29 protein-coding genes are annotated in these 25,507 nt (G+C 57.2%); 8 read left to right on the forward strand and 21 right to left on the reverse strand.

The features are described from left to right. Positions 1-105 precede the first annotated feature (105 nt). From HV242_RS20080 to HV242_RS20130, 11 genes are all read right to left on the reverse strand, one after another. Complete coding sequence (locus HV242_RS20080) at positions 106-573, reverse strand: phage tail protein (protein ID WP_050737308.1); 468 nt, start codon at positions 571-573, stop codon at positions 106-108. After that, positions 536-781, reverse strand: coding sequence for an Rz1-like lysis system protein LysC (gene lysC / locus HV242_RS20085; protein WP_072126476.1), 246 nt, complete (start codon positions 779-781; stop codon positions 536-538). The genes HV242_RS20080 and lysC overlap by 38 nt, the downstream gene beginning before the upstream one ends. Then, positions 681-1,094: an Rz-like lysis system protein LysB gene (gene lysB, locus HV242_RS24365; protein ID WP_032670153.1), complete on the reverse strand. Its 414-nt coding sequence runs from the start codon at positions 1,092-1,094 to the stop codon at positions 681-683. Before lysB ends, lysC begins: the two co-directional genes overlap by 101 nt. Next, entirely contained in the window at positions 1,091-1,600 is a 510-nt protein-coding gene (locus tag HV242_RS20095; RefSeq protein WP_020883601.1) for a lysozyme, read from the reverse strand. Before HV242_RS20095 ends, lysB begins: the two co-directional genes overlap by 4 nt. Then, the gene (locus tag HV242_RS20100) at positions 1,584-1,805 is read right to left on the reverse strand and encodes a phage holin family protein (RefSeq protein WP_014171693.1); all 222 of its coding nucleotides are present in this window, start codon (positions 1,803-1,805) and stop codon (positions 1,584-1,586) included. The genes HV242_RS20095 and HV242_RS20100 overlap by 17 nt, the downstream gene beginning before the upstream one ends. After that, positions 1,796-1,999: a tail protein X gene (locus HV242_RS20105; protein WP_020883600.1), complete on the reverse strand. Its 204-nt coding sequence runs from the start codon at positions 1,997-1,999 to the stop codon at positions 1,796-1,798. The genes HV242_RS20100 and HV242_RS20105 overlap by 10 nt, the downstream gene beginning before the upstream one ends. 123 nt (positions 2,000-2,122) lie before the next feature. Next, positions 2,123-2,563 carry a DinI-like family protein gene (locus HV242_RS20110; RefSeq protein WP_020883599.1) on the reverse strand — a complete coding sequence of 147 codons (441 nt, stop codon included), beginning with the start codon at positions 2,561-2,563 and terminating at the stop codon, positions 2,123-2,125. Between the two features lie 109 nt (positions 2,564-2,672). After that, on the reverse strand, positions 2,673-4,868 hold the full coding sequence (locus HV242_RS20115; protein WP_063858720.1) for a replication endonuclease: 2,196 nt from the start codon (positions 4,866-4,868) through the stop codon (positions 2,673-2,675). Positions 4,869-4,875: 7 nt separating this feature from the next. Continuing rightward, positions 4,876-5,097, reverse strand: coding sequence for a TraR/DksA family transcriptional regulator (locus HV242_RS20120; RefSeq protein ID WP_020883597.1), 222 nt, complete (start codon positions 5,095-5,097; stop codon positions 4,876-4,878). After that, complete coding sequence (locus HV242_RS20125; protein WP_020883596.1) at positions 5,097-5,324, reverse strand: DUF2732 family protein; 228 nt, start codon at positions 5,322-5,324, stop codon at positions 5,097-5,099. The genes HV242_RS20120 and HV242_RS20125 overlap by 1 nt, the downstream gene beginning before the upstream one ends. 67 nt (positions 5,325-5,391) lie before the next feature. Beyond that, positions 5,392-5,730 carry a DUF5347 domain-containing protein gene (locus HV242_RS20130; protein WP_014171697.1) on the reverse strand — a complete coding sequence of 113 codons (339 nt, stop codon included), beginning with the start codon at positions 5,728-5,730 and terminating at the stop codon, positions 5,392-5,394. Positions 5,731-6,017: 287 nt separating this feature from the next. Between HV242_RS20130 and HV242_RS20135 the strand changes: the two genes are divergently transcribed. Together HV242_RS20135 and HV242_RS20140 are read left to right on the forward strand one after the other, a co-directional pair. Beyond that, complete coding sequence (locus HV242_RS20135) at positions 6,018-6,593, forward strand: phage repressor protein CI (protein ID WP_050737310.1); 576 nt, start codon at positions 6,018-6,020, stop codon at positions 6,591-6,593. Between the two features lie 280 nt (positions 6,594-6,873). After that, complete coding sequence (locus HV242_RS20140) at positions 6,874-8,043, forward strand: coiled-coil domain-containing protein (RefSeq protein WP_063858721.1); 1,170 nt, start codon at positions 6,874-6,876, stop codon at positions 8,041-8,043. On the opposite strand, the gene HV242_RS20145 is transcribed toward HV242_RS20140, so the two are convergent. Next, positions 8,044-8,808: a siderophore-interacting protein gene (locus tag HV242_RS20145; RefSeq protein ID WP_044868098.1), complete on the reverse strand. Its 765-nt coding sequence runs from the start codon at positions 8,806-8,808 to the stop codon at positions 8,044-8,046. It lies immediately after the preceding gene. Positions 8,809-8,954: 146 nt separating this feature from the next. On the opposite strand from HV242_RS20145, the gene HV242_RS20150 reads away from it, so the two are divergent. Next, positions 8,955-9,449, forward strand: a complete 495-nt coding sequence (locus HV242_RS20150) for a PadR family transcriptional regulator (protein ID WP_047956132.1) — start codon at positions 8,955-8,957, stop codon at positions 9,447-9,449. Here the strand turns inward: HV242_RS20150 and HV242_RS20155 are convergent. Together HV242_RS20155 and HV242_RS20160 are read right to left on the reverse strand one after the other, a co-directional pair. Beyond that, positions 9,446-11,005: a methyl-accepting chemotaxis protein gene (locus HV242_RS20155; RefSeq protein ID WP_044866277.1), complete on the reverse strand. Its 1,560-nt coding sequence runs from the start codon at positions 11,003-11,005 to the stop codon at positions 9,446-9,448. The two genes, HV242_RS20150 and HV242_RS20155, sit on opposite strands and share 4 nt — an antisense overlap. Before the next feature lie 335 nt (positions 11,006-11,340). After that, on the reverse strand, positions 11,341-12,861 hold the full coding sequence (locus tag HV242_RS20160) for a methyl-accepting chemotaxis protein (RefSeq protein ID WP_044866276.1): 1,521 nt from the start codon (positions 12,859-12,861) through the stop codon (positions 11,341-11,343). 436 nt (positions 12,862-13,297) lie between these two features. Here HV242_RS20160 and ygjG point away from each other — a divergent pair, with 436 nt between their 5' ends. Then, the gene (ygjG, locus tag HV242_RS20165; protein WP_020883590.1) at positions 13,298-14,677 is read left to right on the forward strand and encodes a putrescine aminotransferase; all 1,380 of its coding nucleotides are present in this window, start codon (positions 13,298-13,300) and stop codon (positions 14,675-14,677) included. 33 nt (positions 14,678-14,710) lie between these two features. Here the strand turns inward: ygjG and HV242_RS20170 are convergent, their stop codons facing one another. Further along, entirely contained in the window at positions 14,711-15,313 is a 603-nt protein-coding gene (locus tag HV242_RS20170) for a helix-turn-helix domain-containing protein (protein ID WP_050737312.1), read from the reverse strand. A 42-nt stretch (positions 15,314-15,355) separates the two neighbouring features. Here HV242_RS20170 and HV242_RS20175 point away from each other — a divergent pair, with 42 nt between their 5' ends. Continuing rightward, a complete protein-coding gene (locus tag HV242_RS20175; RefSeq protein WP_050737313.1) occupies positions 15,356-16,042 on the forward strand; it encodes a B3/B4 domain-containing protein in 687 nt (228 codons plus the stop codon). Between the two features lie 12 nt (positions 16,043-16,054). Next, on the forward strand, positions 16,055-16,903 hold the full coding sequence (locus HV242_RS20180; RefSeq protein ID WP_050737314.1) for a dihydrodipicolinate synthase family protein: 849 nt from the start codon (positions 16,055-16,057) through the stop codon (positions 16,901-16,903). A 38-nt stretch (positions 16,904-16,941) separates the two neighbouring features. Here the strand turns inward: HV242_RS20180 and lsrG are convergent, their stop codons facing one another. From lsrG to lsrA, 6 genes are read right to left on the reverse strand one after another with little or no spacing between them, the layout of a single operon-like run. Further along, positions 16,942-17,235: a (4S)-4-hydroxy-5-phosphonooxypentane-2,3-dione isomerase gene (lsrG, locus tag HV242_RS20185; protein ID WP_020883586.1), complete on the reverse strand. Its 294-nt coding sequence runs from the start codon at positions 17,233-17,235 to the stop codon at positions 16,942-16,944. Continuing rightward, positions 17,232-18,119: a 3-hydroxy-5-phosphonooxypentane-2,4-dione thiolase gene (lsrF, locus tag HV242_RS20190; RefSeq protein ID WP_014171710.1), complete on the reverse strand. Its 888-nt coding sequence runs from the start codon at positions 18,117-18,119 to the stop codon at positions 17,232-17,234. The genes lsrG and lsrF overlap by 4 nt, the downstream gene beginning before the upstream one ends. Before the next feature lie 11 nt (positions 18,120-18,130). Continuing rightward, positions 18,131-19,132, reverse strand: coding sequence for an autoinducer 2 ABC transporter substrate-binding protein LsrB (lsrB, locus tag HV242_RS20195; protein ID WP_025202959.1), 1,002 nt, complete (start codon positions 19,130-19,132; stop codon positions 18,131-18,133). After that, a complete protein-coding gene (gene lsrD / locus HV242_RS20200; protein ID WP_181616863.1) occupies positions 19,129-20,112 on the reverse strand; it encodes an autoinducer 2 ABC transporter permease LsrD in 984 nt (327 codons plus the stop codon). The genes lsrB and lsrD overlap by 4 nt, the downstream gene beginning before the upstream one ends. Further along, complete coding sequence (gene lsrC / locus HV242_RS20205) at positions 20,113-21,144, reverse strand: autoinducer 2 ABC transporter permease LsrC (protein ID WP_020883583.1); 1,032 nt, start codon at positions 21,142-21,144, stop codon at positions 20,113-20,115. Next, positions 21,141-22,628: an autoinducer 2 ABC transporter ATP-binding protein LsrA gene (gene lsrA, locus HV242_RS20210; protein WP_181616864.1), complete on the reverse strand. Its 1,488-nt coding sequence runs from the start codon at positions 22,626-22,628 to the stop codon at positions 21,141-21,143. The genes lsrC and lsrA overlap by 4 nt, the downstream gene beginning before the upstream one ends. 215 nt (positions 22,629-22,843) lie before the next feature. On the opposite strand from lsrA, the gene lsrR reads away from it, so the two are divergent. Further along, on the forward strand, positions 22,844-23,815 hold the full coding sequence (gene lsrR, locus HV242_RS20215) for a transcriptional regulator LsrR (protein ID WP_020883581.1): 972 nt from the start codon (positions 22,844-22,846) through the stop codon (positions 23,813-23,815). Positions 23,816-23,848: 33 nt separating this feature from the next. Further along, entirely contained in the window at positions 23,849-25,429 is a 1,581-nt protein-coding gene (lsrK, locus tag HV242_RS20220) for an autoinducer-2 kinase (RefSeq protein ID WP_041162869.1), read from the forward strand. Positions 25,430-25,507 lie beyond the last annotated feature (78 nt).

A 25,507-nucleotide genomic window follows, 5' to 3' on the forward strand; every position in this document is an offset into this window, starting at 1 on the left:
AGAGAATGCCCTTCAGGGGGATCGGCAGCAACGAGACGGGGTTTTATGCGGGATGAAACAACAATCGTTCACGCTGATGGCTGGACAGCCATCAGCGCGGTGAACTTACGCTTTCCACTGGCTGACCAGTTCACCGTTGATGTACAGCTCCAGCGGACGTGTGACGGGCTCTGGCAACGGCGGCTCCGGGGAATAGGTGGCATGCAACGTTCCCTGCTCCTGCGAAACAAGAATGCGCTCGGTGAGCTGCAGGCTAAAGCTGATATTCGCCGTACCATCGTCGTTGATGGTGACGCCAAAGAGAAACCTGTTTTTTCGCCCGTCATCGAGGGTAAAAATATCTGGCTGGTTATCACGCAGCCAGGCGAGTACCGGGACGAAGACCCCCTCGCTGTCGCCGGCGAAGTTACTGATATTCGCTTGCAGTTCATACTTTTTTTCAAAGGAGAGCGAGGACGCGAGGCGGGCGTCAATATTTCCGCTCCCCACCGACATCTGCAGATGATCAGGGTGAGCGTTCAGTTGAGGAACGGCGTCAATTAATGCCTGACGCAGGCTGTTGAGTTTGTGCATCGAGTTTATCCTGACAGTCTTTTATGGTTTCGACCTGCAGCGCGCAGGCGATAAGGGCATGCTCAAGCCGACGAATATCAGCACTGAGATCGCCGTTGGTGATGGGCTCACTTCCCGGCATCGGACAGGCGCTCACCTTCGGGCAGGCGTTGTAAACAATGTGCTGCGGAGGCGCAGGCGGCGCGGGTGTGCAACCTGCGCACAGCATCAGGCAGCTGAGCGTTATACCAGCGGCGTAACTCTTCATTTTCATTTACCCATTTCCCGATAGCCGCTTCGCGTCGTGCCATCTCCTCGCCGACGGCAGCAAGATCCTCGCGGAGCCTGACCTGCGCATCTTCGTTCGACCTGGCAATCCGCTGTGCTTCGGATAACTGCTGAAGCAGCGTGTTGATTGTGTTTTTTTGATCGCGGGCGATCTGGTTGGCTTTAGCAAGAGAGCGGGACAGGTTCACGTTGTCATGACGAAACCACAGCGTGATGGCCAGCAGAACGGCCAGTACCAGCAGAAGAGGTTTCATGGCATCCCCTTCAGGCACCAGGCCTTCTCACGAGCTCGACGGTTTTCCAGTCCGGCATTTTTGACCCCATTGACGTACACCCAGCGGGTAAGCTGATTGCACGCCTGCGGCCACTGTTTACGCTTAATGAATGACACCAGCGTGGAACGGCAGGCAGCCCCTGTTCCAACGTTAAAGGCAAAACTCACCAGCGCATCATAGACACGGGGCGGCATCTCCACCGGTGCGCATACCGCCAGCCGTCTTTCAACGTTCATCACGTCGGCAACAAGGTTCGCTGCCGCCTCACGCTCTGTAATTTCCCGTCCCGGCACGACGCCTGACGTATGGCCAATGCCTGATGTCCATACGCCCGCACTGCAACGATAAGGCGACAGGCGACACCCTTCGAGATCAGCAATGAGCGCCAACCCCTCCGGTGAGGTGTTCAGTAACCGGAAGTCAGGCATCAGCACCGCCAGGGCCAGTACGCCCGCGGCGCTGCAACGCTTAATGATTGAGTTCACGAATACTCTTCTTATCGAGTCCAAGAGAGGTCAGATAGCGATAGGTTTTCCGCTTAAACCAGTAATTCGTCAGCGCGGTAAAAATGGCGCAGAGGCTTCCCACGTATAGCGCGACTTTTTCAGGAGACATCGCCCCGAACCAGGCCAGCGCTACGGCCAGCCAGTAGGCGATAAACGTGGTGATTTTCTCAAGACTCAGTCCCATAGGTTCACTGATTCTTTAGTCGGTGCGCTATCAACCTCTGGCATGTCTATCGGCGTGCCATGAGGTAAGATGACCCCCAACTCCGCGAGGCCAGAATTGGCGTTCAGAACGGTTTCGACCACCCCTGCCGTGCGCCCATAATAACGGGCACAGATGGCATCAAGCGTGTCCCCCTGCATTGCATAGATTTTCATCAGACGCTCCCAACATCCGGATTTCCAGGTACCGTTGAGTTTCCAGCGCTGGCGCCCTTTTTGCTATCGCTGCAGGATGGACAATCGCGGACACAACAGACTGCCCGCGAGATGGCAGAGGGCCTAGCGCCAGCTCTCGTCTTCCCAGACTTCCCGGAGGATATTGTCCAGCGCTTCGCGATCGGCCTCTCTTTCAATCCCCTGCAACTCCACGCCGGTCATGGATCCTTTTTTGACGGTAACCAGCGTTGACGGAAACACGGATCTTATCCTGCGGGTTAATTCATCCTGAAACGCCTCCACGACGGACGGACCAATAAGCTGATCCTTATCCAGGGTAATGTTCACCCGCACGCTGGCCTCTTTTTTGATTCTGTCCGGAACGGGTGATGCCGAGAAAACCACGGTAAACGCGTTGTTCCTGATTAAATTTCCTCTCGCAATCTCAGCGATCAAATTCAGGGCAATTTCACGATCTCTTTCCTGACACGTTCCTTCTGTCGTCAGCCGCGCAATCATCTCGACGCGTTCAATCATGACTTGCTCGTTCAACTCTCTGTCCACACAACCTCCACCACGAGATACTGTATAAACATACAGTAACATGTATTCATAAAAAGAGTGAAGCAAAAAATCAGAACCATGCGAGGTATGTACATGATATCGATGAAGATTAGCGAATCCCTTTGCTTATCAGATGCGTTAAATACCTTATACGTTCAAGGATTTTCCAGGCCTTTTGCTGATAAGACGGTGCCGCAGGAAATAGCGATCCGTCTGCAGATCCCCGGCACCATTTGTCGTTAAAACGGCTAATGCCCCCCGCCATAAGATGCAGGGCTTCCCCCCGGCTGATCGTTATTCCGGTGGCGAGCCGTATCTCATCAATCACTCTCTCTGCCACTCCGTTCTGCGGATCCTTGTCATAGACAAAGGGAGTCTTTGCAACCGGTCTGGGGAGGGTTATGCGGGCGGCTAACGCGCGTCTCGCACGCCGGCTGAGGGGTTGAGAGACGTCGCTCACCGTACAGTTATTGACAGAACTCCAAGAACGCGCAGCGGTGCCGTTAAGGTCAACGGCCAAATCTACGGCACGCTTCGGCACAATTTTCCACTGCGTGAGCCGGGTCAAAATCGGCGAGCCCGGGCCGAGTGCGGTGTCGTAAACGCCGCGAATACAGACTCGTTCTTCGCCGTACTGATTGTATTCGGCACGGGGCTCATACAGCGTGCGCACCTGATACGCATCCCGACGAACAAACGGTCCTCCCTGTGCATTGACGTATCCTGCCCAGTCTCCGGCGTCCGCGGCGTCATGCGCTGCCGCAAATTCTACGCTCAGACCGTGTGCGGCCTGCGTATCAGTCAAACGGCGCAGCTCACGGTAGACGGTCACCGGTGCACCGCCGATAAACTGAAACTGACGGATATGCCAGCGCGCCGCCCAGGCCGAAACAGCAGATGCAGTCACTTTAAGCAACTCGCCGCTTTCGTGATCTGTCTCGCCATCAAGGGCATAGCCGTCGATATTCTTGGAGATGTATTTAGCGATATAACCGGTGGCACTGCCCTTTTGCGGGTCTATAGCTTCAGCGTGAAAGCGAGCTTTTCTGGCGTTATCGCTTTGCAGTTCAAAAGCGTCTTCCTCCTGTGTGTATTCCTCCATAATGCGGCGAACGCGCTCAACGTTTTCGGGCAGCATGAACATCAGCATGTGCCAGTGAGGCGTACCGTCATGGTGGGGTTCAGCAACGCGGATGCCAAACAGACGAATCGCCTGCCGGTGGAGTTTTGCCCGGATCCGCGCCCACAGTTTTGTCAGGTAGCTTTGTGTATCCGCAGGGCTCGCCCCGTTCCATTTACCGTTACGATAGCCGGTGTTCAGGGTGGCGTGATATTTCGACGGCGCGGTTAAGGTATAGAACTCGCCCACGTAGCCAAGCTCATGGCAGATATTTTCAAACCCGCGAATGCGGGTCATCAGTTCGCAGCGACGTATCGCGGGATTGGCCACCGAGCCATCGTGCCTGGCAATCAGGCTTATACGGTTGCCCTCTTCATCCTCCAGTTCCAGACCTTTAAGAAATTCACGCGTGCGCCGCTTCTGTTCACGCCAGTCAGTGATGCAGCGTTTACTCGCATAGGCAGACTTCTTTTTGCTGACGTTTCCGAGTGCAATCTGCACATGCTCACGCCAGGCGGCCGCCATGCGACGCAGTCGTCCACGCCACCAGTCTTCGGAAAACATGCGGATCACCGCTGGCGCAATGTCCTCTTTGTTAAAGAGTATCTTCGACACGCGCTCCCAGTGAGGAGGCAGTACATTGAACTGGCGGGTGATTAATCCAGCGCGCTGATACCAGACATGAAGGGTTTGAAATTCGCCGAGGCCAGCGTCATTGATATTCGCCAGCTCGGAACGAATAAAGCCAGCGATGTCAGCGGCCAGCAAATCAATATCGGCGCGGGACATATCCGGGAGACGGTTGAAGCGGGCAATCAGCGTAACCATCCGCGATGCAAGATATTGCGAAAGCGGCGTGTCGAAGTGTCCACCAAAAACGGCGGTGGAGACGTTACGGTCAACACCTGAACAGGCATACCGTGCCGAGACCTGCTGCAGACGTGGTAATACCCTGTTGCAGAACCGAATCAAAAAGGCATTGGCTCGCAGGCTGCCCTGATGGAGTTCAAGAGCATCAACCGTGCGCCAGACGTCAAAACGCACGCAGTCAGGCTGCAGAGCGAGCGCTTTTCTGGCTTGCTGCAGCGCCGCGAACAGACGGTCGCGACGCTGTAATTGGGGGTGAGTCAGGTAGGGGCTGGCAATAGCCGATCGGGGTTCATTCCACGGATAAGCAAATGACATCACCAACTTATCCTCCCCGGAAATGTTTGTTTTTCAGCTCCGTTATCTCCTGGCAAGTGACGCATAAGGCCACTCCAGGTAACGCCTTTCGCCGCGCCTCGGGGATGGGGATGTCGCACTCCTCGCAGGTAAAACGCGAGGGCGATGCGCATCGCTGGCGGGCGCTATTAATATGACGTTCGCGATCTTCAAGCTCACGCTCCTGCGCCAGATCGATAAAATCGGCCATCAGTGCAGCTCCTGGGATTCGCGTTCGTAACGGGCAGCCTCGTGACACAGCAGTTCCGCTGCGTCTTCGCCACACATTCCGGTCTTATAGATGTGACTGGCTAATGCCTCCAGACGCAGGGAGACGGCGAGTGCGCGCGCCCTGCGCTCCTCCATCTTCGCCTGCACCAGCAGGCGCTGGAGTTCCTCGCGCCCGTTCAGAAAAGTGCGGTTTTCGCTATTTCGCATCACTCATTCTCCTTAATTCAGGCAATAAAATGCCCGGCGGGTTTACGCCATTACGTTTTGGGGTGGATTAAAGCGGCATGGTCAGCCGTTCAGGAAATAAACTCACGACTGCACGGAAATGATTCATGGCTCCGATAAGCGCTCTTTTCTCCTCAGTCGTCAGCTCGTTGATACCGCATTCGTGACGGGCGGCGGGTAATTTAGCCAGGAAAAAGATGGCCGCCAGCGCCCTGTTATTCTCTTCAAAACAGGGATCGCGCTTATCGCGCATCTCGGCCAAAAAACGCGCCAGCGCTTTCTCGTTATCGCCCCAGTACCTGGCACGCAGTTCGGCCACGTGATTAAGCCCGGAAAGACGTGCCCCCACCTTGAGTGGGACCGTTGCACGTGTCGCTTCTATTGCCATAACGTCCCTCGCGTTGATTCACACTGTGTGAATTACTCACCCGTAACGGGTTGAAAACGGGATTGGCCTACGCGTTACGCCGCTTTCCAGCGCAGCGAACTGCGCCAGCCTAACGACAGGGCTGGCACTTTGATGATTGCGATTTCAGAAGCCATGTTGCATGATTCCCATTTTGATAATGTCTGCAATCATTAGCCTCTGTTTGCCAACGTCTGCCGCTGATTGCCCGAATTCGCATTGATACTAATACCCAATTGAGTATTAGTAAATACCCAAAGGAATATATTTTGATTTTAGATTCTCAAGTGAATAATGAAGAGTTACTCGATAGAATCTGTCAGGTATATGGTTTTACCCAAAAAATCCAGCTGGCCCGGCACTTCAATATTGCCGCCAGTTCCCTTCAGAACCGCTACGCGCGCGGCACCATCTCCTACGACTTCGCGGTACAATGTGCACTGGACACAGGGGCCAGCCTGCGCTGGTTGATGACCGGACAAGGTGCCCAGTTTGAAGGTAACCCTGCACCTGGCGATCCCGTTGCTGTTGTTACATTCACTCTCAGTGATGGTCAGCTGGAAGAAAATTCCACTTTGAGTATCGATTCACATCTCTTTAGCAAACCGCTCAATCGCGGTATCGCAGTCCGGTCTGAGGCAAAGCTCCACTTTGTTGAAAAAGGGGCGTCATTAACCGACGGGCTATGGCTGGTTGAGATTGAAGGCACTATCAGTCTTCGTGATTTAACCCTGCTGCCGGGGAAAAAACTCCACGTCGCGGGCGGCAAAGTCCCCTTTGAATGCGGTATCGATGAGATAAAAACACTGGGCCGTGTGGTGGGCATCTACAGCGAGGTGAACTGATGGCGGGTCGTATGGTACGTATGGTACGTATGGCATCATTCGATTTCGCTATGCAGGGCATTCAGCCTTAGGTATTCCTTCAGGACTGGCAGAACAAGAACCGGGGCCAACGCTCCCCCGCCAGCCTTTCGGCTTCCTGTTCGTGCCACTCTTCTTCACAAACCCTAAAAACTAAAGAAATCCCCCATCGCGCCGATCATCATCCGTGTGTATTATTTCCTGTAGCGTTTACAACAATTAACCTTAACTCAAATACTTAAGCGCCAAAGCGAAAGGCATCATGAGCACACCGATCAAACGGCTAGAAATCATAAAAAATGCGATTGAACTGGAAGACGACGACATCATCCAGAGCCAGCTGACACGGCTGAAAAATGAAGCGTTTGACGATGAGCTACAGGCAATCGTCGCGGCGCTTGAGCAGAAAAACTATACCGTTGCCATGGCGACGATCGCTGCCTGGCTACAGGGCCAGCGCGCCATGACGCAATGGCGTGACCCGCAGGTGGCGGCCAGCAAGATGGAGCTGAAAGCGCTGGAAGAGCGCCTCAGGGATTTGATTGACCGTCGCAATGCCCGCGTGCAGCAGCTCGATGAATTCAACGATCTCTATTTCTCCCGCCTCGGACCGCTGATGCAGCAGATCCTCGCCCTGCGTAAAACGCTGGCGGAGCTGAACCTGCGACGTCAGCAGGCGGAGGCGCGTCGACGTGAGGAAGATTACCGTCGCTGCCAGCGCTATATGGCGCAGGCGGTGGAGGTGCTGGCGATGCTGACCCAGCGCTGGCGCGATCTGCCTGCGGATTCCGTACAGGCCGCCGAGGCGCGTAAGCAACTGCAGCAGCAAAGCAATCTGATTGCTAACCTGCTGGCCGAAGCGCTGGAGCTGGAGAGTGGCTTAACGCGCGAAGAAGAGCCTGCACGTCAGGCGCGCGACGAGGCCAATGAAGAGTACGAGAAATACCGCGAGCAGCATCACGATGCCGAAATGCGCCTTCGTAAAGGCAATAACCTCTCCGAGGAAGATCAGAACGAACTGAAGCGTCTCTGGCGTCAGGCGAGCAAGCTCTGCCATCCGGACCTGGTCGCTGACGATCTGAAAGAAGAAGCCAACGCGATGATGGTGCAACTCAACCAGGCCAAACAGCGTGGTGACGTTAAAGCCATTCGTTCGCTGGTGGCACGTCTGCAGCAGGGCTTTGAGCCGCTGATGGCCAGCGAAAGGCTGAACGATCTGGAACGTATCCGCAAAAAAATGGCGCAGGTTCGCGAGCAGATTGACACGTTAGTGAACGAGCTGGCGGAGCTGGAGAAAGAGGAGTCCTGGCTGCTGGTCTCGTCGCTAAGCAATATGGAAGCCTACTTTGCCCAGCAGGAGAAGGCGCTGCACGACGTTCGCGCCTCGCTCGAACATCAGGTGAGCGAAGCGCAGCTGGAGTCCGCAGCCTGATTATTTAGCGTGCCAGTATGCACTGGCACGCACCAGCTGCTGGTCGATTGCGTCGGTTTCAAACTGACGGCTCAGGTTTTTCACCACCTTCCCTTCCCCGGTCAGCCAGATAAAATAATCTTCCGCAGGCACCGTCAACGCCGCCAGACGCTCGGCCACCGCCTGTTCGCTGTGGCCGACAACCCAGGTGATGTTGAACGCGCTCAGATGGGCCAGATAGTCCTGATACGACGCATCACCGACCGTCACCACCGCATGAATGTCCGGGCGAACCGGCAGTGTTGCGATGCTTTCCAGGCGACGGCGCAGCGCGGGCATGCCGGATTCATCGCACACGTACAGTTGCCAGGCATAATCTTCCGGCACAACCAGCGAACCGCGCGGGCCGCCAATCGTGAGCGCGTCACCCACTTTTGCCTCTGTCGCCCAGTAGCTGGCAACGCCGCCATCGTGTATGAAGAAATCGAGCACCAGCTCATTCCGTTCGGCATCGTACAGAGGTGTATAGTCTCGCGCCTGCGGACGCACACCGTCGCCCCAGTCGATACCTTCATCGGTAACAACCGGTGGTACAAAGGTCGCCCCCGGGGCCGGGAAAAACACTTTTGTGTGGTCGTCGAAACCGCGAGAGCTAAAGCCCTCCAGCGCCTCGCCGCCTAAAACAATGCGCTGGAAACCTGCGCTGACACGCTCAACGCGAAGCACGTCCAGCTTGCGAAAACGGAGATCATTACGAACACGTTGTGGGTAACGGGTGGATGTCATGGTGAGACCCTTCTCAGGTGAATACGATATATCTAAATCAATTTTAAATGATAATGATTGCTAATCAGCAAGAATGCAAGATCTTTTAGATTGCATCTGAATATATCTAAGATATAGTTTAGATATATCAATTTGAAGGGATGAGTATGCGAAACGAACACGACGGCGGCGGACGCCGACCACGCTTTTTTGGTCACGGCGATCTGCGTCTGGTGATACTGGATATCCTGACCCACAACGCGAGCCATGGCTACGAGTTGATCAAGGCGATCGAGAACATGACGCAGGGGAATTACACCCCAAGCCCTGGCGTTATCTACCCGACCCTCGATTACCTTCAGGATCAGACCTATATCACCATCACCGAAGAAGAGAATGGCCGCAAGAGAATTGCGATTACCGCGGCAGGTCAGCAGTGGCTGGATGAAAATCAGGAGCAGCTGGCGCAAATTCAGGCGCGTATCAAAGCGCGCTCTGTCGGCTTCCAGCTGAGAAAAAACCCGCAAATGAAGCGGGCTCTGGATAACTTCAAAGCGGTGCTAGACCTGAAGGTGAACCAGGGCGAACTCAGCGATGCGCAGCTTAAGCAGATCATCGGCGTGATCGACCGCGCAGCGCTGGAGATCTCCCAGCTGGATTAAGCCAGTACGCGATCGCTCACGCGGAAGACGCGGACAAGATCTTTCAGGTGCATCGCCTGTTCGTTCAGGGACGCTGCTGCCGCGACAGACTCCTCCACCAGGGCGGAGTTCTGCTGCGTGGTGGCATCAATCAGGCCAATCGCGCTGTTAATCTGCGAGATCCCTTCCGTCTGCTCATGGCTGGCCTGGCGGATCTCACGCAGAATAACGTCCATCTCTTCCACGTTGCCGACCATACCGTTAATCAACTCGCTCGCTTTCTCGACCAGGTTCATCCCGTCCTGCGTCTGGCTGGTAGAACTTTCGATCAGCTGGCGAATTTCACTGGCAGATGACGCACTCTTCTGCGCAAGCTGGCGCACTTCGCCCGCCACCACCGCAAAACCACGACCGTGCTCGCCCGCACGTGCTGCTTCCACCGCCGCGTTCAGCGCCAGAATGTTGGTCTGGAAAGCGATGGCATCGATCAGGTCGATGATGTCGGACATCCGGTTAGAGGTCTCGTTAATCAGGCGCATTTTGCTGGTGACCTGCTTCATCATCTCGCCGTTGTTTTTGACCACCATGGCGGCGTCCGCCGAGAGGTGAGTTGCTTCTCCGGTGTGTGAGGCGGTGTTTTTTACCGTCGCCGTGATCTGCTCCATCGAGGCGGCGGTCTGTTCAACAGAGCTGGCCTGCTCTTCGGTGCGCGCGGCAAGATCCTGGTTCCCCGCGACAATCTGCGCGGCGGCACTCGAGATATTCTCCGAACCGGTCTGGACCTGCTGCACAATGTCCAGCAGACGCGTTTTCATCTCCATCAGCGCATGCAGCAGCAGGCCGGTTTCGTCTTTACCGTGCGGCGTGATGCTGCCGGTCAGATCGCCTTCGGCAATGGCTTTTGCAAAATCCACCGCCTCGCCCAGCGGACGCGTGATTGAGCGCACGATAAACCAGCCAATCAGGCTGCCGGTCGCGACGCTAAAGAGCGTGATCAGGATCAGCAGCAGGCGGTTCGATTTGAAATCGCCCTCGACCTGCACTCCTGCGCTTTGCATTTCCTGGTTCTGAATCGCGATCAGCGCCTGCACGTTGGCTTTATAGGCCTGCTGTAGCTTCAGGGTGTTGGTCATCATCTCCTGAATAGCGCCCGCCCGATCGTTATTCTGCACCGCCTGCAAAATGCGATAACGCGAGTCCAGATACTGCTGACGCACGCCGCGTATCTCAGCAAGAACCCGCTGTGATTCTGGATCCTGCAGCGCAGTATTCAGCTCGCCGAGGATCACCGTAATCTGTTCGCTGATCGCTTTTAGACGCTGCTGTGACTGCGCTGTATACGTTCCCTGTTCATCCAGTAACATCAGCTGCTGAGTGCCAATAAATTCCTGGAAGTTGTCGATTAACTGGTTCGCTTTTACCGTGCTCGGATAATCACGGGTAATGATGGATTGCATTCCGTTGTTCGCCCGGTTCAGGCTTAGCAAGGATAAACTCGCACTGACCACCATCAGGACAATAAAGAATCCAAACGCCAGAAATAATTTCGTGCCGATCTTTACGTCATGTAAGAACATATTTTCTCCATCGATGTGATTATTTCTCAGACGATCACCGTTATCGGTAACGAAACCGCTAACTTTATGACTTTGATCGTTTTTTTATTTCATAACCACAACAATGGATAGGTGTAGGCTATTAATATCCGTAAATCGATCGTTACGTCACCCTCTGATGAGGCATTTTCAAAATAGCATCGGGAAAAACGGACTTAGGCTGGGGTAAATATCTGATGTGCTTTCTTTAGTTACTTAATATAAAGTTAACAATAAAAGACATTAATAATTACATTCAGAAAAAATAAAGCCGCTTATTCCTGATGAAATAAACGGCTTTCTGGAACCTTACTGGCTCAATGGAGCACGGTTACCGCATCCTTAAGACGCCCGGCGCGATGCTTCACCATTGCGGATATGTGGGCACTTTCCTCAACCAGATCGGCATTTTTCTGCGTGATGCTGTCCAGCTCGGCCACCGCACGGGTGAGCTCTGACAAGCCGGTAGCCTGTTCAGAGGTGGAGTGGCTGATCTGCGCGATAAGCTGCGTCACGTTTTTCACCTGCTCGACGATATCATCCATTGTACGACCGGCGGCATGAACCTGATCAGAGCCGGACTGCACCTTGCTGGCGCTGGCATCAATCAGCTTGCGAATATCGTTGGCTGCACTGGCGCTACGGCTGGCGAGATGGCGCACTTCGCCGGCGACAACCGCGAAGCCTTTCCCCTGCTCACCGGCTCTTGCCGCCTCCACCGCCGCATTCAGCGCCAGAATATTGGTCTGAAACGCGATGTCGTTAATAAGGGAGGTAATCGAGCCAATCCGCTGCGTGCTATCCGCGATGTCATCCATGGTTTTCACCACCGTCTGCATCGCGTTTCCGCCTTTGGTCGCCGCGCTGCTGGCGGCCACTGACAGCTTGTCCACTTCGGCGGCGGTTTCTGAATTACTCTGCACGGAGGCGGCCATCTGGTTCATTGTCGCCACGGTCTGCTGCACATTGGCCACGGTCTGACGCGTCCGATCGTTCAGATCTTCATTCCCCTTTGCCAGCCTGTCGCTGCCATCACGCACGCTCACCACCTGGCTTGAAACATCGTTAATCAACCAGCGGCACATCAGCCCCAGTTGCCCTACCGCACGCAGGGTCAACCCCAGCTCGTCGCTGCGGTTCAGGTGCTGCACGCTGTTGCGCTCGCCGGTGGCGACTTTCAGCGCCTGACGCGCCACGTTTTCGATCGGACGAACAATCTGCTGCTCGAACAGCAGCGTGCCCAGCAGCATGACTACCGCGGCGGCAGCCAGCGGGTACGCACCCGCTGAGGTGGCCACCAGCGTGACAGCCAGCACCGCAAACAGCCCTGCCATCACGCTGCGCACGCGCCAGCGCAGCGGCATTGCCGGAAGTTTCCCCAGCCAGCCTTTCCTTACCACCAGTCCTTTATGAATACGTTTCTTGCAGCGCCCGTCATTCAGAGCCCGATAGAGCGGCTCCACGCCAGCAATCTCTTCTGCCGTGGCTTTGGTGCGAATCGACATATAGCCCGTCACCTGCCCGTGACGCACCATCGGCACCGCGTTGGCGCGCACCCAGTAGTGGTCGCCATTTTTACGTCGGTTTTTGACAATGCCGCTCCACGGCTCGCCCTTTTGCAGGGTGTACCACATATCGGCAAACGCCGCTTTTGGCATATCGGGGTGGCGCACCAGATTGTGCGGCTGGCCCATCAGCTCATCAAGCTGATAGCCACTCACCTGCACAAAGGTGTCGTTGGCGTGGGTCAGGTAACTGTGGATATCGGTGGTCGACATTAAGGTGGTGTCATCGTCCAGAGGATATTCATTCTGGGTGACAAAGGTTGGAGCGGACATCGTGAGCATCCCTTGCAGGTTATTTGAATGTTAATTTTGTGGATTAATGTTTTTTCGGCGGTAAAGAATTTATCTTTAGTTGTTAAAGTTGATAGAGATCGCAGATTTCACTTAAACCGCACTTTTTGTGAGATTTTATAATTCATTGATTTCAAATACTTTCGTAGAGAAATTACCTGCAGAGTATGACGCGTTAACGCCCACTTAAGTCGCAGCGTCTGCACTCTATAAGTGCAATGGCCTTTTAATCGCACCTCCCCAGGCCTTTTCCGCCGTACCGCTAAATCCCGTATCGGTTATATCGGCATGATTAAATTTTGCGCAACATAATGTTAACCTGGTGTTTATCCTGATTTTCGTTAAGGCATCTGAAGTGGCGTAATCCCTGCAATACTTAATCCAGTATCATGTGATACGCGATCCCCGGGAGCACATTTTGAACAGGTTACCTTCCAGCGCCTCGGCTCTTGCCTGTACCGCGCACGCACTGAATCTCATTGAGAAGCGAACGCTTGATCATGAGGAGATGAAACAACTTAACCGAGAGGTCATCGATTACTTTAAAGAGCATGTCAATCCAGGGTTTTTGGAGTATCGCAAATCTGTTACCGCCGGCGGGGATTACGGAGCCGTAGAGTGGCAAGCGGGAAGTCTTAATACGCTTGTCGACACCCAGGGACAGGAGTTTATAGATTGCCTGGGTGGTTTTGGAATTTTCAACGTGGGGCACCGTAATCCAGTTGTGGTTTCCGCCGTACAGAATCAACTTGCGAAACAACCTCTCCATAGCCAGGAACTGCTCGATCCACTTCGCGCTATGCTCGCGAAAACGCTCGCGGCCTTAACGCCCGGCAAACTGAAGTACAGCTTCTTTAGCAACAGCGGCACGGAATCGGTCGAAGCGGCGATTAAACTCGCCAAAGCGTACCAGTCGCCGCGCGGCAAATTCACGTTTATCGCCACCAGCGGCGCGTTCCACGGAAAATCCCTGGGCGCACTGTCGGCTACCGCCAAATCCACCTTCCGCAAACCGTTTATGCCGCTGCTGCCGGGCTTCCGCCACGTGCCGTTTGGTGACATTAGCGCTATGCGCACCATGCTGAGCGAATGCCGTAAAACCGGCGACGACGTGGCAGCGGTGATCCTGGAGCCTATTCAGGGTGAGGGCGGCGTGATCCTGCCCCCGCAGGGCTATCTGCCTGCCGTGCGTCAGTTGTGCGATGAGTTTGGCGCACTGCTGATCCTCGACGAAGTCCAAACCGGGATGGGGCGTACGGGCAAGATGTTTGCCTGCGAGCATGAGAACGTCCAGCCGGACATTCTCTGTCTGGCAAAAGCGCTGGGCGGCGGCGTGATGCCGATTGGCGCGACGGTGGCGACCGAAGAGGTCTTCTCGGTGCTGTTCGACAACCCGTTCCTGCACACCACTACGTTTGGCGGTAACCCGCTGGCCTGCGCGGCCGCGCTGGCGACCATCAACGTGCTACTGGATCAAAACCTGCCTGCACAGGCGGAACAGAAAGGCGATATGCTGCTGGACGGTTTCCGCCAGCTGGGCCGGGAATATCCGGATCTGGTGCAGGATGCGCGGGGTAAAGGGTTGCTGATGGCCATTGAGTTTGTCGACAACGAAATCGGCTACAGCTTCGCGAGCGAGATGTTCCGCCAGCGGGTCCTGGTTGCCGGAACGCTCAACAACTCGAAGACCATTCGCATTGAACCGCCGCTGACGCTGACGGTTGAACAGTGTGAGCAGGTGCTGAAAGCGGCGCGTAAAGCGCTGGCAGCCCTGCGGGTAAGCGTGGAAGAAGCGTGATATCCACTCCCCCTCCTGACGGAGGGGGCGTTTTTAGCGGTGAAACTCCGCCACCGTCATGGTAAACCGCAACACATTTTCGCCCTCATTCGCGTAGCCGTGTGCCGCTTCCGTTTTCGCCACCGCCGAAGCGCCTGCCGTCACCTGCGTCACCGTCTCTTCCACCGTCAGGGTCAATCCTCCCTCAGTGACATGCAGCAGCTCAAACGTTCCCGCCGGATGCCCCGGCGAGGTAAAACGCTCCCCCGGATGCATCACCCACTGCCAGAGTTCAATCATATCCGGGCCAGACGTGCCCGCGAGCAGCCGGGCATATCCGCCCTGTGGGCCCTGCCACAAAACCGGGATCGCCGCTTCTTCTATGACGTGCACCCGCGGCTCGCTGGAGACGTTAACGATATCCGCCACCGAAACGCCCAGCGCGGCAGCCAGCTTGCAGAGAATGGCAATGCTGGGATTCGCCGCCCCTTTTTCAATCTCCACCAGCATGCCTTTGCTGACGCTGGCGCGGCGTGAAAGCTCATCCAGCGACAGTTTTTTCTCTTTGCGCCAGTTGCGAATGCGGGTGGCGACGGCCAGGCTTACCTGGGCGATATCGGCACCCGAATCGGTCATTATATTGACTTTATCAGTCATTGGTCACTACCATAGTATAAAACAGTCAATACAGGATTATTTATGTCTCTCGTTACGCCGTCAATAGACCCGCGTCTTACCGGGATTGCCTCCGGCTTTCGGGCGCTGAGCATTCTGGTTGAAGCCGCCCCGATAACCCAGCCGGACGTGGCCTCTGCCGCGCTGGCACAGGCCTGCCAGCAGGTCCTCACTGATGATGTCGCCTGGGCGGAAGCGCACCTCAGCGCCTGGGATGACGTGTTCAGGGCATTTGGTGCGAAACCGAAACGCACGCCCTGCTCGGCATCGGCCCTGCGTAAGCGAGTGCTGAAAGAGGGCGCACTGCCCCCGCTCGATCCAGTGGTTGATATTTACAATGCCATCAGCATTCGTTACGCCATTCCCGTCGGGGGGGAGAACCTTGCCGCTTATGCAGGCGCACCGCGTCTGACGCTTGCCGAAGGTAATGAACCGTTTGATACCCTGAAAGAGGGCCAGCCGGTTATCGAATACCCGGATGCGGGCGAAGTTATCTGGCGCGATGATATCGGCGTCACCTGCCGTCGCTGGAACTGGCGCCAGGGCGTGCGTACACGTCTCGATAGCCAGGCGCAACACATGTGGTTTATTCTCGAAAGTCTGCCGTCGATGCCGTTATCGGCGTTGCAGGAGGCTGGCGATGAGTTAGTCAGCAACCTGCAGCGGCTGATGCCGGGCTCCACTGCTCACCTTCAACTGATTGAACTCTAAAAGGATAAGCGGATGTTTCGCGGGTTAAGCGCATTCCCTCTGACGCCATTGCGAGAGGGGAAATTTGATGAGCAGGCGTTTGTGCAGTTGCTGCGCCCGCTGGTGGATGCTGGTGTCGATTCGCTGGGGATCCTCGGTTCGACGGGCAGTTACGCGTATCTGACGCCTGAAGAGCGCACGCATATCACCCGCTGTGCCGTGGCGCATGCCGACAACATTCCGGTGAGCGTAAGTATTGGCGCGCTTCGCCTCGACGATATTCTCCGTCTGGCGGATGAGGCGCAAAGCGCCGGCGCCCGCGGGGTGTTACTGGCCCCCGTGTCGTACCAGCGCCTGACGGCAGAGGAAGTGTTTACCCTGTATGAGACGGTGACCCACCGGATCTCTGTTCCGCTGTGCATTTACGACAACCCGGCCACCACCGGGTTCGAGTTTAACGACGATTTGCTGTATGCCGTGGCGGCGCTACCGAACGTCAAATCCGTCAAGCTCGGGCGCATACCGGACGATATCGCCCACATGCGCGCCCGTCTTCCTGAAAGCGTCACCCTGGGCATCAGTGGCGACTGGCGGGCGGCGTCAGCCCTGCAGGCCGGGTTTGATGTCTGGTATTCGGTTATCGCAGGGCTCTATCCGCAGACGGCGCTGGCAATTGCCCGAGCCAAAGACACCGCAGCCTCTGACCGGCTGGCGCCGCTGTGGGCGCTGTTCCGCCAGTACGGCAGTTTGCGGGTGATGGCCGCAGCAGCAGAAATGTCAGGGAAAGTGGCCGCGCCTGCACTGCCGTTCCCGCTTGCGTCGCTGAGCGGGAAACCGCGCGAAACGCTGGCGGCGATCCTGGCGGAACTGGCCCTCGCCTGAGCATCGCCGGGCTAGCGTAAGCGCTACCCGGCGGTCTGTTACGCCGGCAACAACCCGACAAAACTGCGTTTTTTTCGCGGCTCTGACATCAGGTCCTCAAGCTTATCCACGCAGGCCAGATAGTGCGGGGTTTTCTTGTGCGCCAGCACCGCCTCTTCATCCTTGTAGGCCTCGTAGATAAAGAACCGGGTTTTCACGCGCGGATCCTGTAAAACATCAAAGCGCAGATTGCCCGGCTCCTGAATCGCCCCTTCGTGGTTAGCGCGAAACACCTCCAGAAACTCATCGACCCGCTCGGGTTTGATGTTGATTTCCACTAATGTCACGTTCATTTTGCTTCTCCCTGTTTCTCTTCCTGCCAGAACTGGAACGCGTCCCGCGCGCTCATGTTCTCATGTACCACTTTTTTCACCGCTTTCAGCATAGCCAGCGGGGCGCTGGACTGGAAGATATTGCGGCCCATGTCCACGCCGGACGCTCCCTGGTCAATCGCCCGCCAGCACATCTCCAGCGCGTCGTGCTCCGGCAGCTTTTTGCCTCCGGCAATCACGATCGGCACCGGGCAGCTGGCGGTTACTTTTTCAAACCCTTCGTCGACATAATAGGTTTTGACGAACTGCGCCCCCATCTCGGCCGCGATACGGCTGGCAAGCGAGAAATACCGCGCGTCGCGCGCCATCTCTTTGCCAACGCCCGTTACCGCCAGGGTCGGCATGCCATAGCGCGCACCGGCATCCACCAGTTTGATGATGTTGTTGATCGACTGATGTTCAAACTCACTGCCGATGTACACCTGCGCCGCCACCGCGCAGACGTTCAGGCGCAGCGCATCTTCCATCGCCACCGCCACGCACTCGTTGGAAAGTTCCCCTAAAATCGAATTGCCGCCGGAGGCGCGCAACACGACGGGTTTATTGGTGGCGACAGGCACCTGGCTGCGCAAAATACCGCGGGTGCACATCAGCACGTCGGTTTCCCCGAACAGCGGGGCGATAGAGAGATCGATACGCTCAAGGCCGGTCGTCGGTCCCTGGAAATAGCCGTGATCAAAGGCCAGCATCACCGTGCGGTTGCTTTTTGGGTTGAAGATGCGCGCCAGCCTGGACTGCATTCCCCAGTCCAGCGAGCCGCATCCCTTCAGGGTAAACGGCACGTTCTGCTGCGGTGTGCCGATGCCAAAATCTTTGCCGTCTTTGATGTCGTCTAAATCAGCCATTTGCTCCCCCGTCAAAAATCGTATTTGTTGATGTTCTCTTTGGTAAACACCACCCGCTCTGGCAGCAGCACAATGCCGTTGCCCTTCGCTTCATACTGGTAGCCCTGCACGCTGTTCGGCTCGACCTTCAGCGTACCGATATCTTTCACGTCCACGCTGTCGCCAACGTTAAGATCGCCTTTTTTCAACAACCGATCGGCGACATTGACCGCAATTTTGCCCTGTTGCACCACATCCCACAGGCCGAAGGCTTTCACCGTGCCGCGCTCTACGTACGGACGCATCACGTTAGGCGTGCTGAAGCCGACAATCGCCACCCCTTCTCGCTTCAGGTTTTCCGCCGCCTGCGCCGCCGCCGGCAGGGCGTTGGCATCCGGGGCGATGATCGCATCCAGATCCGGATACGCTTTTAAGATCCCCTCGGCGGTTTGTAGCGATTTGGTGGCATCGTTATAGCCAAACTGCGTGGTCACGACCTGCCACTGCGGATGATCTTTCTCGATTTTGGCCTTCGCCTCTTTCACCCACTGGTTCTGGTCGGTAACGGTCGGGCTGGAGTAAAAGAACGCCACTTTGGCATTCGGTTTGGTGACCTGTTTACCGGCCATGTCGACCAGCAGGCCGCCAAGCTGCGCCGGGGTGCCCTGGTTGATGTAGATGCTGCGGCATTCCGGTTTGGTGTCGGAGTCCCAGGTCAGTACTTTGACGCCACGCTGCATCGCGCGCTTCAGCGCCGGGCAGAGGCCATCCGGCGACACCGCCGAAACGATAATGGCGTTATAGCCCTGGTTAACGAAGTTATTGATGAGCTGCACCTGGCCTGAGACGCTGGGCTCGGTCGGGCCGTCGTAGGTGACGTCCACGCCGAGATCTTTACCCGCCTCTTTCGCGCCATTGCCGCCGCTGGTAAAGAAGCCAACGCCCACCAGCTTGGGGATAAAGGCGATGCGGTCCGCGGCCTGTGCCGACGCGAAGCTGAGTGCCATCGCCAGGACTATCAGTTTTGTTTTCATCTTACGCTCCGGGTATGTTTTGTGAGGAGAGAGCGCACCCATTCACGGTGCAAACTCAGTGAACGTCCCATCACCACCACAACCAACAGCGCCCCTGACAGCGCGCTCGACACCTGGTTGGGGATGCCGACCATCTGTAAACCCTGCTGCAGATACCCCACCAGCAACGCCGCCAGGGCCGTACCGATTACCGACCCCGAACCGCCATAGATATTGGCGCCGCCGAGGACCGCTGCGGTCAGTGCAGGCATCAGTAAATCGCGTCCCAAATCCGAACGCGCCGAACCGAAATAGGAGACCATCACCAGCGCAGCAATGGCCGAAGCGACGCCCACCAGGCCATACAGGGCGTAGGGCATCCCGTTGACCGAGAGCGCCGCATAGCGCGCCGCGCGCGGGTTCTGCCCAATCAAAAACAGATGGCGGCCAAAGCGTCCGCGATGGGTAATCAGCCAGAAGAAGACGGTAATCACGCCGAACAGCACCAGCGGGATTGGCAACCCCAGGAACGTGAGGTTAGCGAACGCGGTAAAGCTGTCCGGGAAGCCACCGATGCCTTCGTAACCGGTCGCCCCCGCCATGCCGGAGAGCAGCAGTGCGCCGCCGCCGTAGAGATAGAGCGTGCCGAGGGTGATAACCAGTGGGCTGATGCCGGTGTAGTGGATCAGCGCAGCGTTGACCAGACCGCACAGCAGGCCGAGCAGCAGCATCAACGGTATCGCCAGCGCCATCGGCCAGCCCGCCTGCATCATCACCCCCAGCGCGATGGCACACAGGCCGATGGTCGAACCGAGAGAAATATCAATGCCGCCGCTGATGATCACCAGGGTGAGCGGCAGCGCCACAATGCCAATGCAGATAAAATCACTGGTGCTGAACAGCAGCATGTTGATATCGAGCATGCGCGGATTGATGGCCCCAAAGAGCAGGATTTCCAGCACCAGTAATATCAGCAGCGCGCTTTCCCAGTTAAGCTTCATTTACGCCACCTCTTTTTTGTGTTTCGTAAACGGGGTGACATGCTTCCCCCCTTTGTTACCGGGCTGGAAGCGGCTGTACTTAAGTGCGCGCTGATGCCGGGCCAGCGCCTGGCGCAAGCGCCCGTCGAGCACCAGCACACCGAGCAGCACCAGCCCGGCGATAAAGTCATTCCACCACGCGGGCAGCCTGAACAGCACCAGCACGGTGTCGATTTGAGTCAGGAAAAAAGCCCCCAGTAAGGCGCCAATAAGCGTCCCGGTACCGCCCAGCAGAGAGATCCCCCCGAGTACGCAGGCGGCAATGGCTTTCATCTCCAGCCCGCTGCCGGTCTGGTTAGGTACAAAGCCAATCTGCGAAGCGAAGACAATCCCCGCACACGCGGCCAGCATGCCGTTCAGCGTAAAAGCGATCATTCGCGTCCGGTTCACCGCCACGCCCAGCTGGCGTGCGGCGGCAAGGTTGTCGCCCACGGCGTAGAAATCGCGTCCGAAGGCGGTGCGCGACAACGTCCATGCGCCGACCGCGGCTAAAAACACCACGCCCATTCCGAGCGGTGAAATCCCCATAGCGGCAGGTTCAGAGAGCGATTTCAGGCTCGGCGGTAGCCCTTCAATCCACTTTCCTCCCGTCCACAGCAGCATCGCTCCGCGATAGAGACCCAGCGTGCCGAGGGTGGCCACAATTGCCGGAATACGCAGCCCCACCACCAGAAAACCGTTAAATGCTCCCGCCAGTGCGCCAATCGACAGCGCAAAGAGTATCGATACCGGCAGGGTGTAGCCGCTGTTCAGAGCCACCCCCACGGCAATGGCAGACAGCCCGACGGTAGAGCCGACGGAAACATCAATATTGCGGGTCAACATCACCAGCGCGGCGCCGAGCGCCAGCAGGATCAGGATTTGCGAACTGGCGAAGATCATCCCCAGCGTTTGCAGGCTGAAATAGGCCGGATTGAGCCCCACCAGCACCGCGAACAACGCCAGAATGGCGATGAACGCGCTCAGTTCGCGATTTTTCAGTAAGGTCTTCATGACTGCCCTCCGAATGCCAGCGCCATCATTCTGTCGAGACTGACCGCGTGCCGGGACAGCTCGCCGCTCAGCACGCCCTGGTGCATCACCAGCACGCGATCGGCAAGCCCGGGGAACTCATCCAGATCGCTTGAGATCATCAGCACCGCCACGTTCTGCGCCGCCACGCTTTTGATGAGCTGATAGATATCGGCCCGCGCCGACACATCCACTCCGCGTGTCGGTTCATCGACGATAAACAGCAGCGGGTTCGCCTCCAGACAGCGCGCCAGCAACACCTTCTGCTGGTTGCCGCCGGAGAGCGTGCGCACGGTTTGATCCGCATGGTTAAGCTTGATCCCCAGCGCCCGGTGATAGCGCTCCACCACCGCCGACTCCCGTTTGCGCTGCTGCCAGACCGAGGGCTCATTCAGCGCCACGGTGTTCCAGCGAATCGGCGCATCCAGGAACAAGCCGGAAACCTGTCGGTCCTCTGGCAGGTAGACCAGCCCTTTCTCCAGCCGTGCCGCCACGGGTTCGCCGGTTATTTCCTGATTTTCCAGCCAGACTCGCCCACCGCGCACCGGTCGCAGCCCATACAGCGTTTCCGCAAACTCGGTGCGCCCGGAGCCGACCAGCCCGGCGAGGCCAACTATTTCCCCGGCATAGATTTCCATGCTGAGATCGATAAACCCCTCACCGGTAAGCTCTTCCACCCGCAGCACCGGGAAATCCTGCGGCTGCGTGCGGCGATTGCCCGGCAGCGCCAGCCACAGTTTTTGCGCATCACTTAATCCTTTTTCGCGGCTCACCGGCGTCATGGCCGCAATCAGGGCGTTATCGTCGAACTGAGCAGTTTCACCGCTGAGCACGATCGCGCCGTCGCGCATTACCGAGACGTGGCTCGCCAGCTGGCGGATCTCCGGTAATTTGTGCGAGATAAAAACAATGCCGACGCCCAGCGCCTGCAACGCGCGGATCTGGCGGAACAGCCGTTCGGTTTCCCCCGGGGTGAGCGACGCCGTGGGTTCATCAAGGATCAGGATCTTCGCGTTACGCATCAGGCCGCGCAGGATCTCCACCATCTGTTGATCCGCCACTTCCAGGGTGCTGGCGGTGGCATCAAGATTGAGCTGACACTGCAGCTGCTGGAGTTTCTCCGCCAGCCGTTCCCCCATACCGGCCTCACGCGGCAGGCGGAAAAGGATGTTTTCCCGCACCGTCAGGTTGGGGAAAAGCAGGGGTTCCTGCGGCACCAGATAAATCCCCAGCCTGTGGGCCTGCGCGGGCGAAAGCCGCGCAAACGCGTGGCCGTCAATCGAAAGTTCACCGCTGTCCGGCGTTTCCACCCCGGCGATGATTTTCATCAGCGTTGATTTTCCCGCGCCGTTACCGCCCATCAGCGCATGCACCTGACCCGCAAGCAGCGTGAAATGAATACCTTTCAGGACCGGTACGCCGGAGAACTGCTTGCTGATATCACGTGCTTCGATAAGTGGCGTCATTATCGCTCCGCTATTGAACAAATGATTTTTAGATTTAATAATGTTCAAAAGCGTAGACGGTGAACTATATTTAGAACCGTGCAGGGATCACAAATTTATCGATTAAGATCCACACAGACACAAATCAATCTAAAAGATCTGTTTTGTCGCGTGGTTCACACTTTCTTTCTGCGCGATCACGAACATATGATCTAAATTTTTATAAGAGTTCAATTATGAGCGATAAACGCACTGCGGAAGAAGGTCGTTTTGCCGGGCTGGCACTGGCGGAAGAAGAGCTGGTTGCCCGCGTCGCCTGGTGCTACTACCACGACGGATTAACCCAGAACGACATCGGCGAGCGGCTCGGACTGCCGCGCCTGAAGATCTCGCGTCTGCTGGAGAAAGGACGCCAGTCCGGGGTGATCCGCGTGCAGATCAACTCCCGCTATGAGGGGTGTCTGGCGCTGGAAACCGAGCTGCAGCAGCGCTTCGGGCTCAAGCTGGTTCGCGTGTTGCCGGCCCTGAATACCCCGCCCATGAATGTCCGGCTGGGCATTGGCGCAGCGCAATCGCTGATGGGCGTGCTGGAGCCCGGCCAGCTGCTGGCGGTGGGATTTGGTGAAACCACCATGAGCAGCCTGCAGCACTTAAGCGGTTTTATCAGCTCGCAGCAGATCCGCCTGGTGACGCTCTCCGGCGGCGTTGGGCCGTATATGACGGGCATCGGTCAGCTTGATGCCGCCTGCAGCGTCAGCATGATCCCCGCCCCGCTTCGCGTTTCCTCCGCCGAAGTGGCCGGGATCTTAAAACGCGAATCCAGCGTGCGGGATGTGATCCTCGCCGCCGCCGCGGCCGATGTGGCGGTGGTAGGCATTGGTTCGGTGAACCAGCGCCGGGACGCCACCATATTGCGCTCCGGCTATATCAGCGAAGGTGAACAGCTGATGTACGCCCGTAAAGGGGCGGTGGGCGATATCCTCGGCTATTTCCTGAACGCCGAAGGGGAATGCGTGCACGAGCTGGAGATCCACCGGGAATTACTGGGCGTCACGCTCGATGAACTGGCGCAGTTGCCCACCATCGTTGGCGTGGCCGGAGGTGAAGAGAAAGCCGATGCGATTTATGCCGCACTCAAAGGCCGCCGTATTAATGGCCTGGTGACGGAGGAGACGACAGCCCGCGCGGTGCTGGCTCTGGCGAGCTAAGAGCCTGTCCTGCGCCTGACACGAGGCATGCTCATGAGTTACCTTTTAGCGTTAGATGCAGGGACAGGCAGCGTTCGCGCCGTAATTTTCGATTTGCAGGGCAACCAGGTTGCCGTCGGCCAGGCCGAGTGGAAACACCTGAGCGTGGAGAATGTGCCGGGCTCGATGGAGTTTGATCTCGATATTAACTGGCGGCTCACTTGCCAGTGTATTCATCAGGCGCTGGAGCGCGCCCGCCTGAGCGCAGCGGATATCCAGTCCGTGGCCTGCTGCTCAATGCGCGAGGGGATCGTGCTGTATGACCGCAACGGCGACGCCATCTGGGCGTGCGCCAACGTCGATGCCCGCGCCAGCCGCGAGGTAGCCGAACTCAAAGAGATCCACGACTACCGTTTTGAATCCGAAGTGTATGACGTCTCCGGCCAGACCCTGGCCCTGAGCGCCATGCCGCGCCTGCTGTGGCTGGCGCACCATCGTCCGGACATCTATCGCAAAGCCGCCACGATCACCATGATAAGCGACTGGCTGGCGGCAAAACTGTCCGGCGAGCTGGCCGTTGATCCGTCCAATGCCGGGACTACCGGTATGCTGGATCTCTTCTCCCGTGACTGGCGTCCGGCGCTGCTCGACATGGCCGGGCTGCGTGCCGATATCCTCTCTCCGGTGAAGGAGACCGGTACCGTGCTCGGTGCGATCACCAAAGATGCCGCACAGCAGAGCGGCCTGCGCGAAGGCACGCCGGTGGTGATGGGCGGTGGCGATGTGCAGCTTGGCTGTCTTGGGTTAGGCGTCGTGCGGGCCGGGCAAACGGCCGTGCTGGGCGGTACCTTCTGGCAGCAGGTGGTCAACCTGCCGCAGGTACGCACCGACCCGGAGATGAACATCCGCGTGAATCCGCATGTGATCCCCGGCATGGCGCAGGCGGAGTCGATCACCTTCTTTACCGGCCTGACCATGCGCTGGTTCCGTGACGCCTTCTGCGCGGAAGAGAAACTCATCGCGGAGCGGATGGGAATGGACACTTACTCCCTGCTTGAGGAGATGGCCAGCCGCGTGCCTGCCGGTTCACACGGTGTTATGCCGATCTTCTCAGATGCTATGCACTTCAAGCAGTGGTATCACGCCGCGCCGTCGTTTATTAACCTCTCTATCGACCCGGAAAAATGCAACAAAGCCACGCTGTTCCGTGCGCTGGAAGAGAACGCGGCAATTGTCTCGGCGTGTAACCTGACGCAGATCTCACGGTTCTCAGGGGTAACGTTCGACGGTCTGGTGTTTGCAGGCGGTGGCTCGAAAGGCGCGTTGTGGAGCCAGATTTTAAGCGACGTGACCGGTCTGCCGGTACGCGTCCCGCAAGTGAAAGAGGCGACAGCGCTGGGCTGTGCGATTGCTGCCGGAACGGGAGCCGGGCTGTTTTCGGATATGGCGGCGACAGGCGAACGGCTGGTGAAGTGGAGCCGCGAGTTCACGCCAAACCCGGCGCACCGGGAGCTGTATGACGGTATGATGCAGAAGTGGCAGGCCGTTTATGCCGACCAGCTTGGGCTGGTGGACAGCGGACTGACGACATCGATGTGGCAGGCACCGGGCTTAGTGCGTGCCCCCTCTCCCTGAGAGCTATAACGCCCCCTCTCCCTCAGGGAGAGGGCATCAGGCCACACCAATATTTGAATCCCATCACAATCGCCGCAT

Source organism: Enterobacter sp. RHBSTW-00593, assembly GCF_013784105.1.
In the GTDB taxonomy this organism is placed as follows: Bacteria; Pseudomonadota; Gammaproteobacteria; order Enterobacterales; family Enterobacteriaceae; genus Enterobacter; species Enterobacter ludwigii.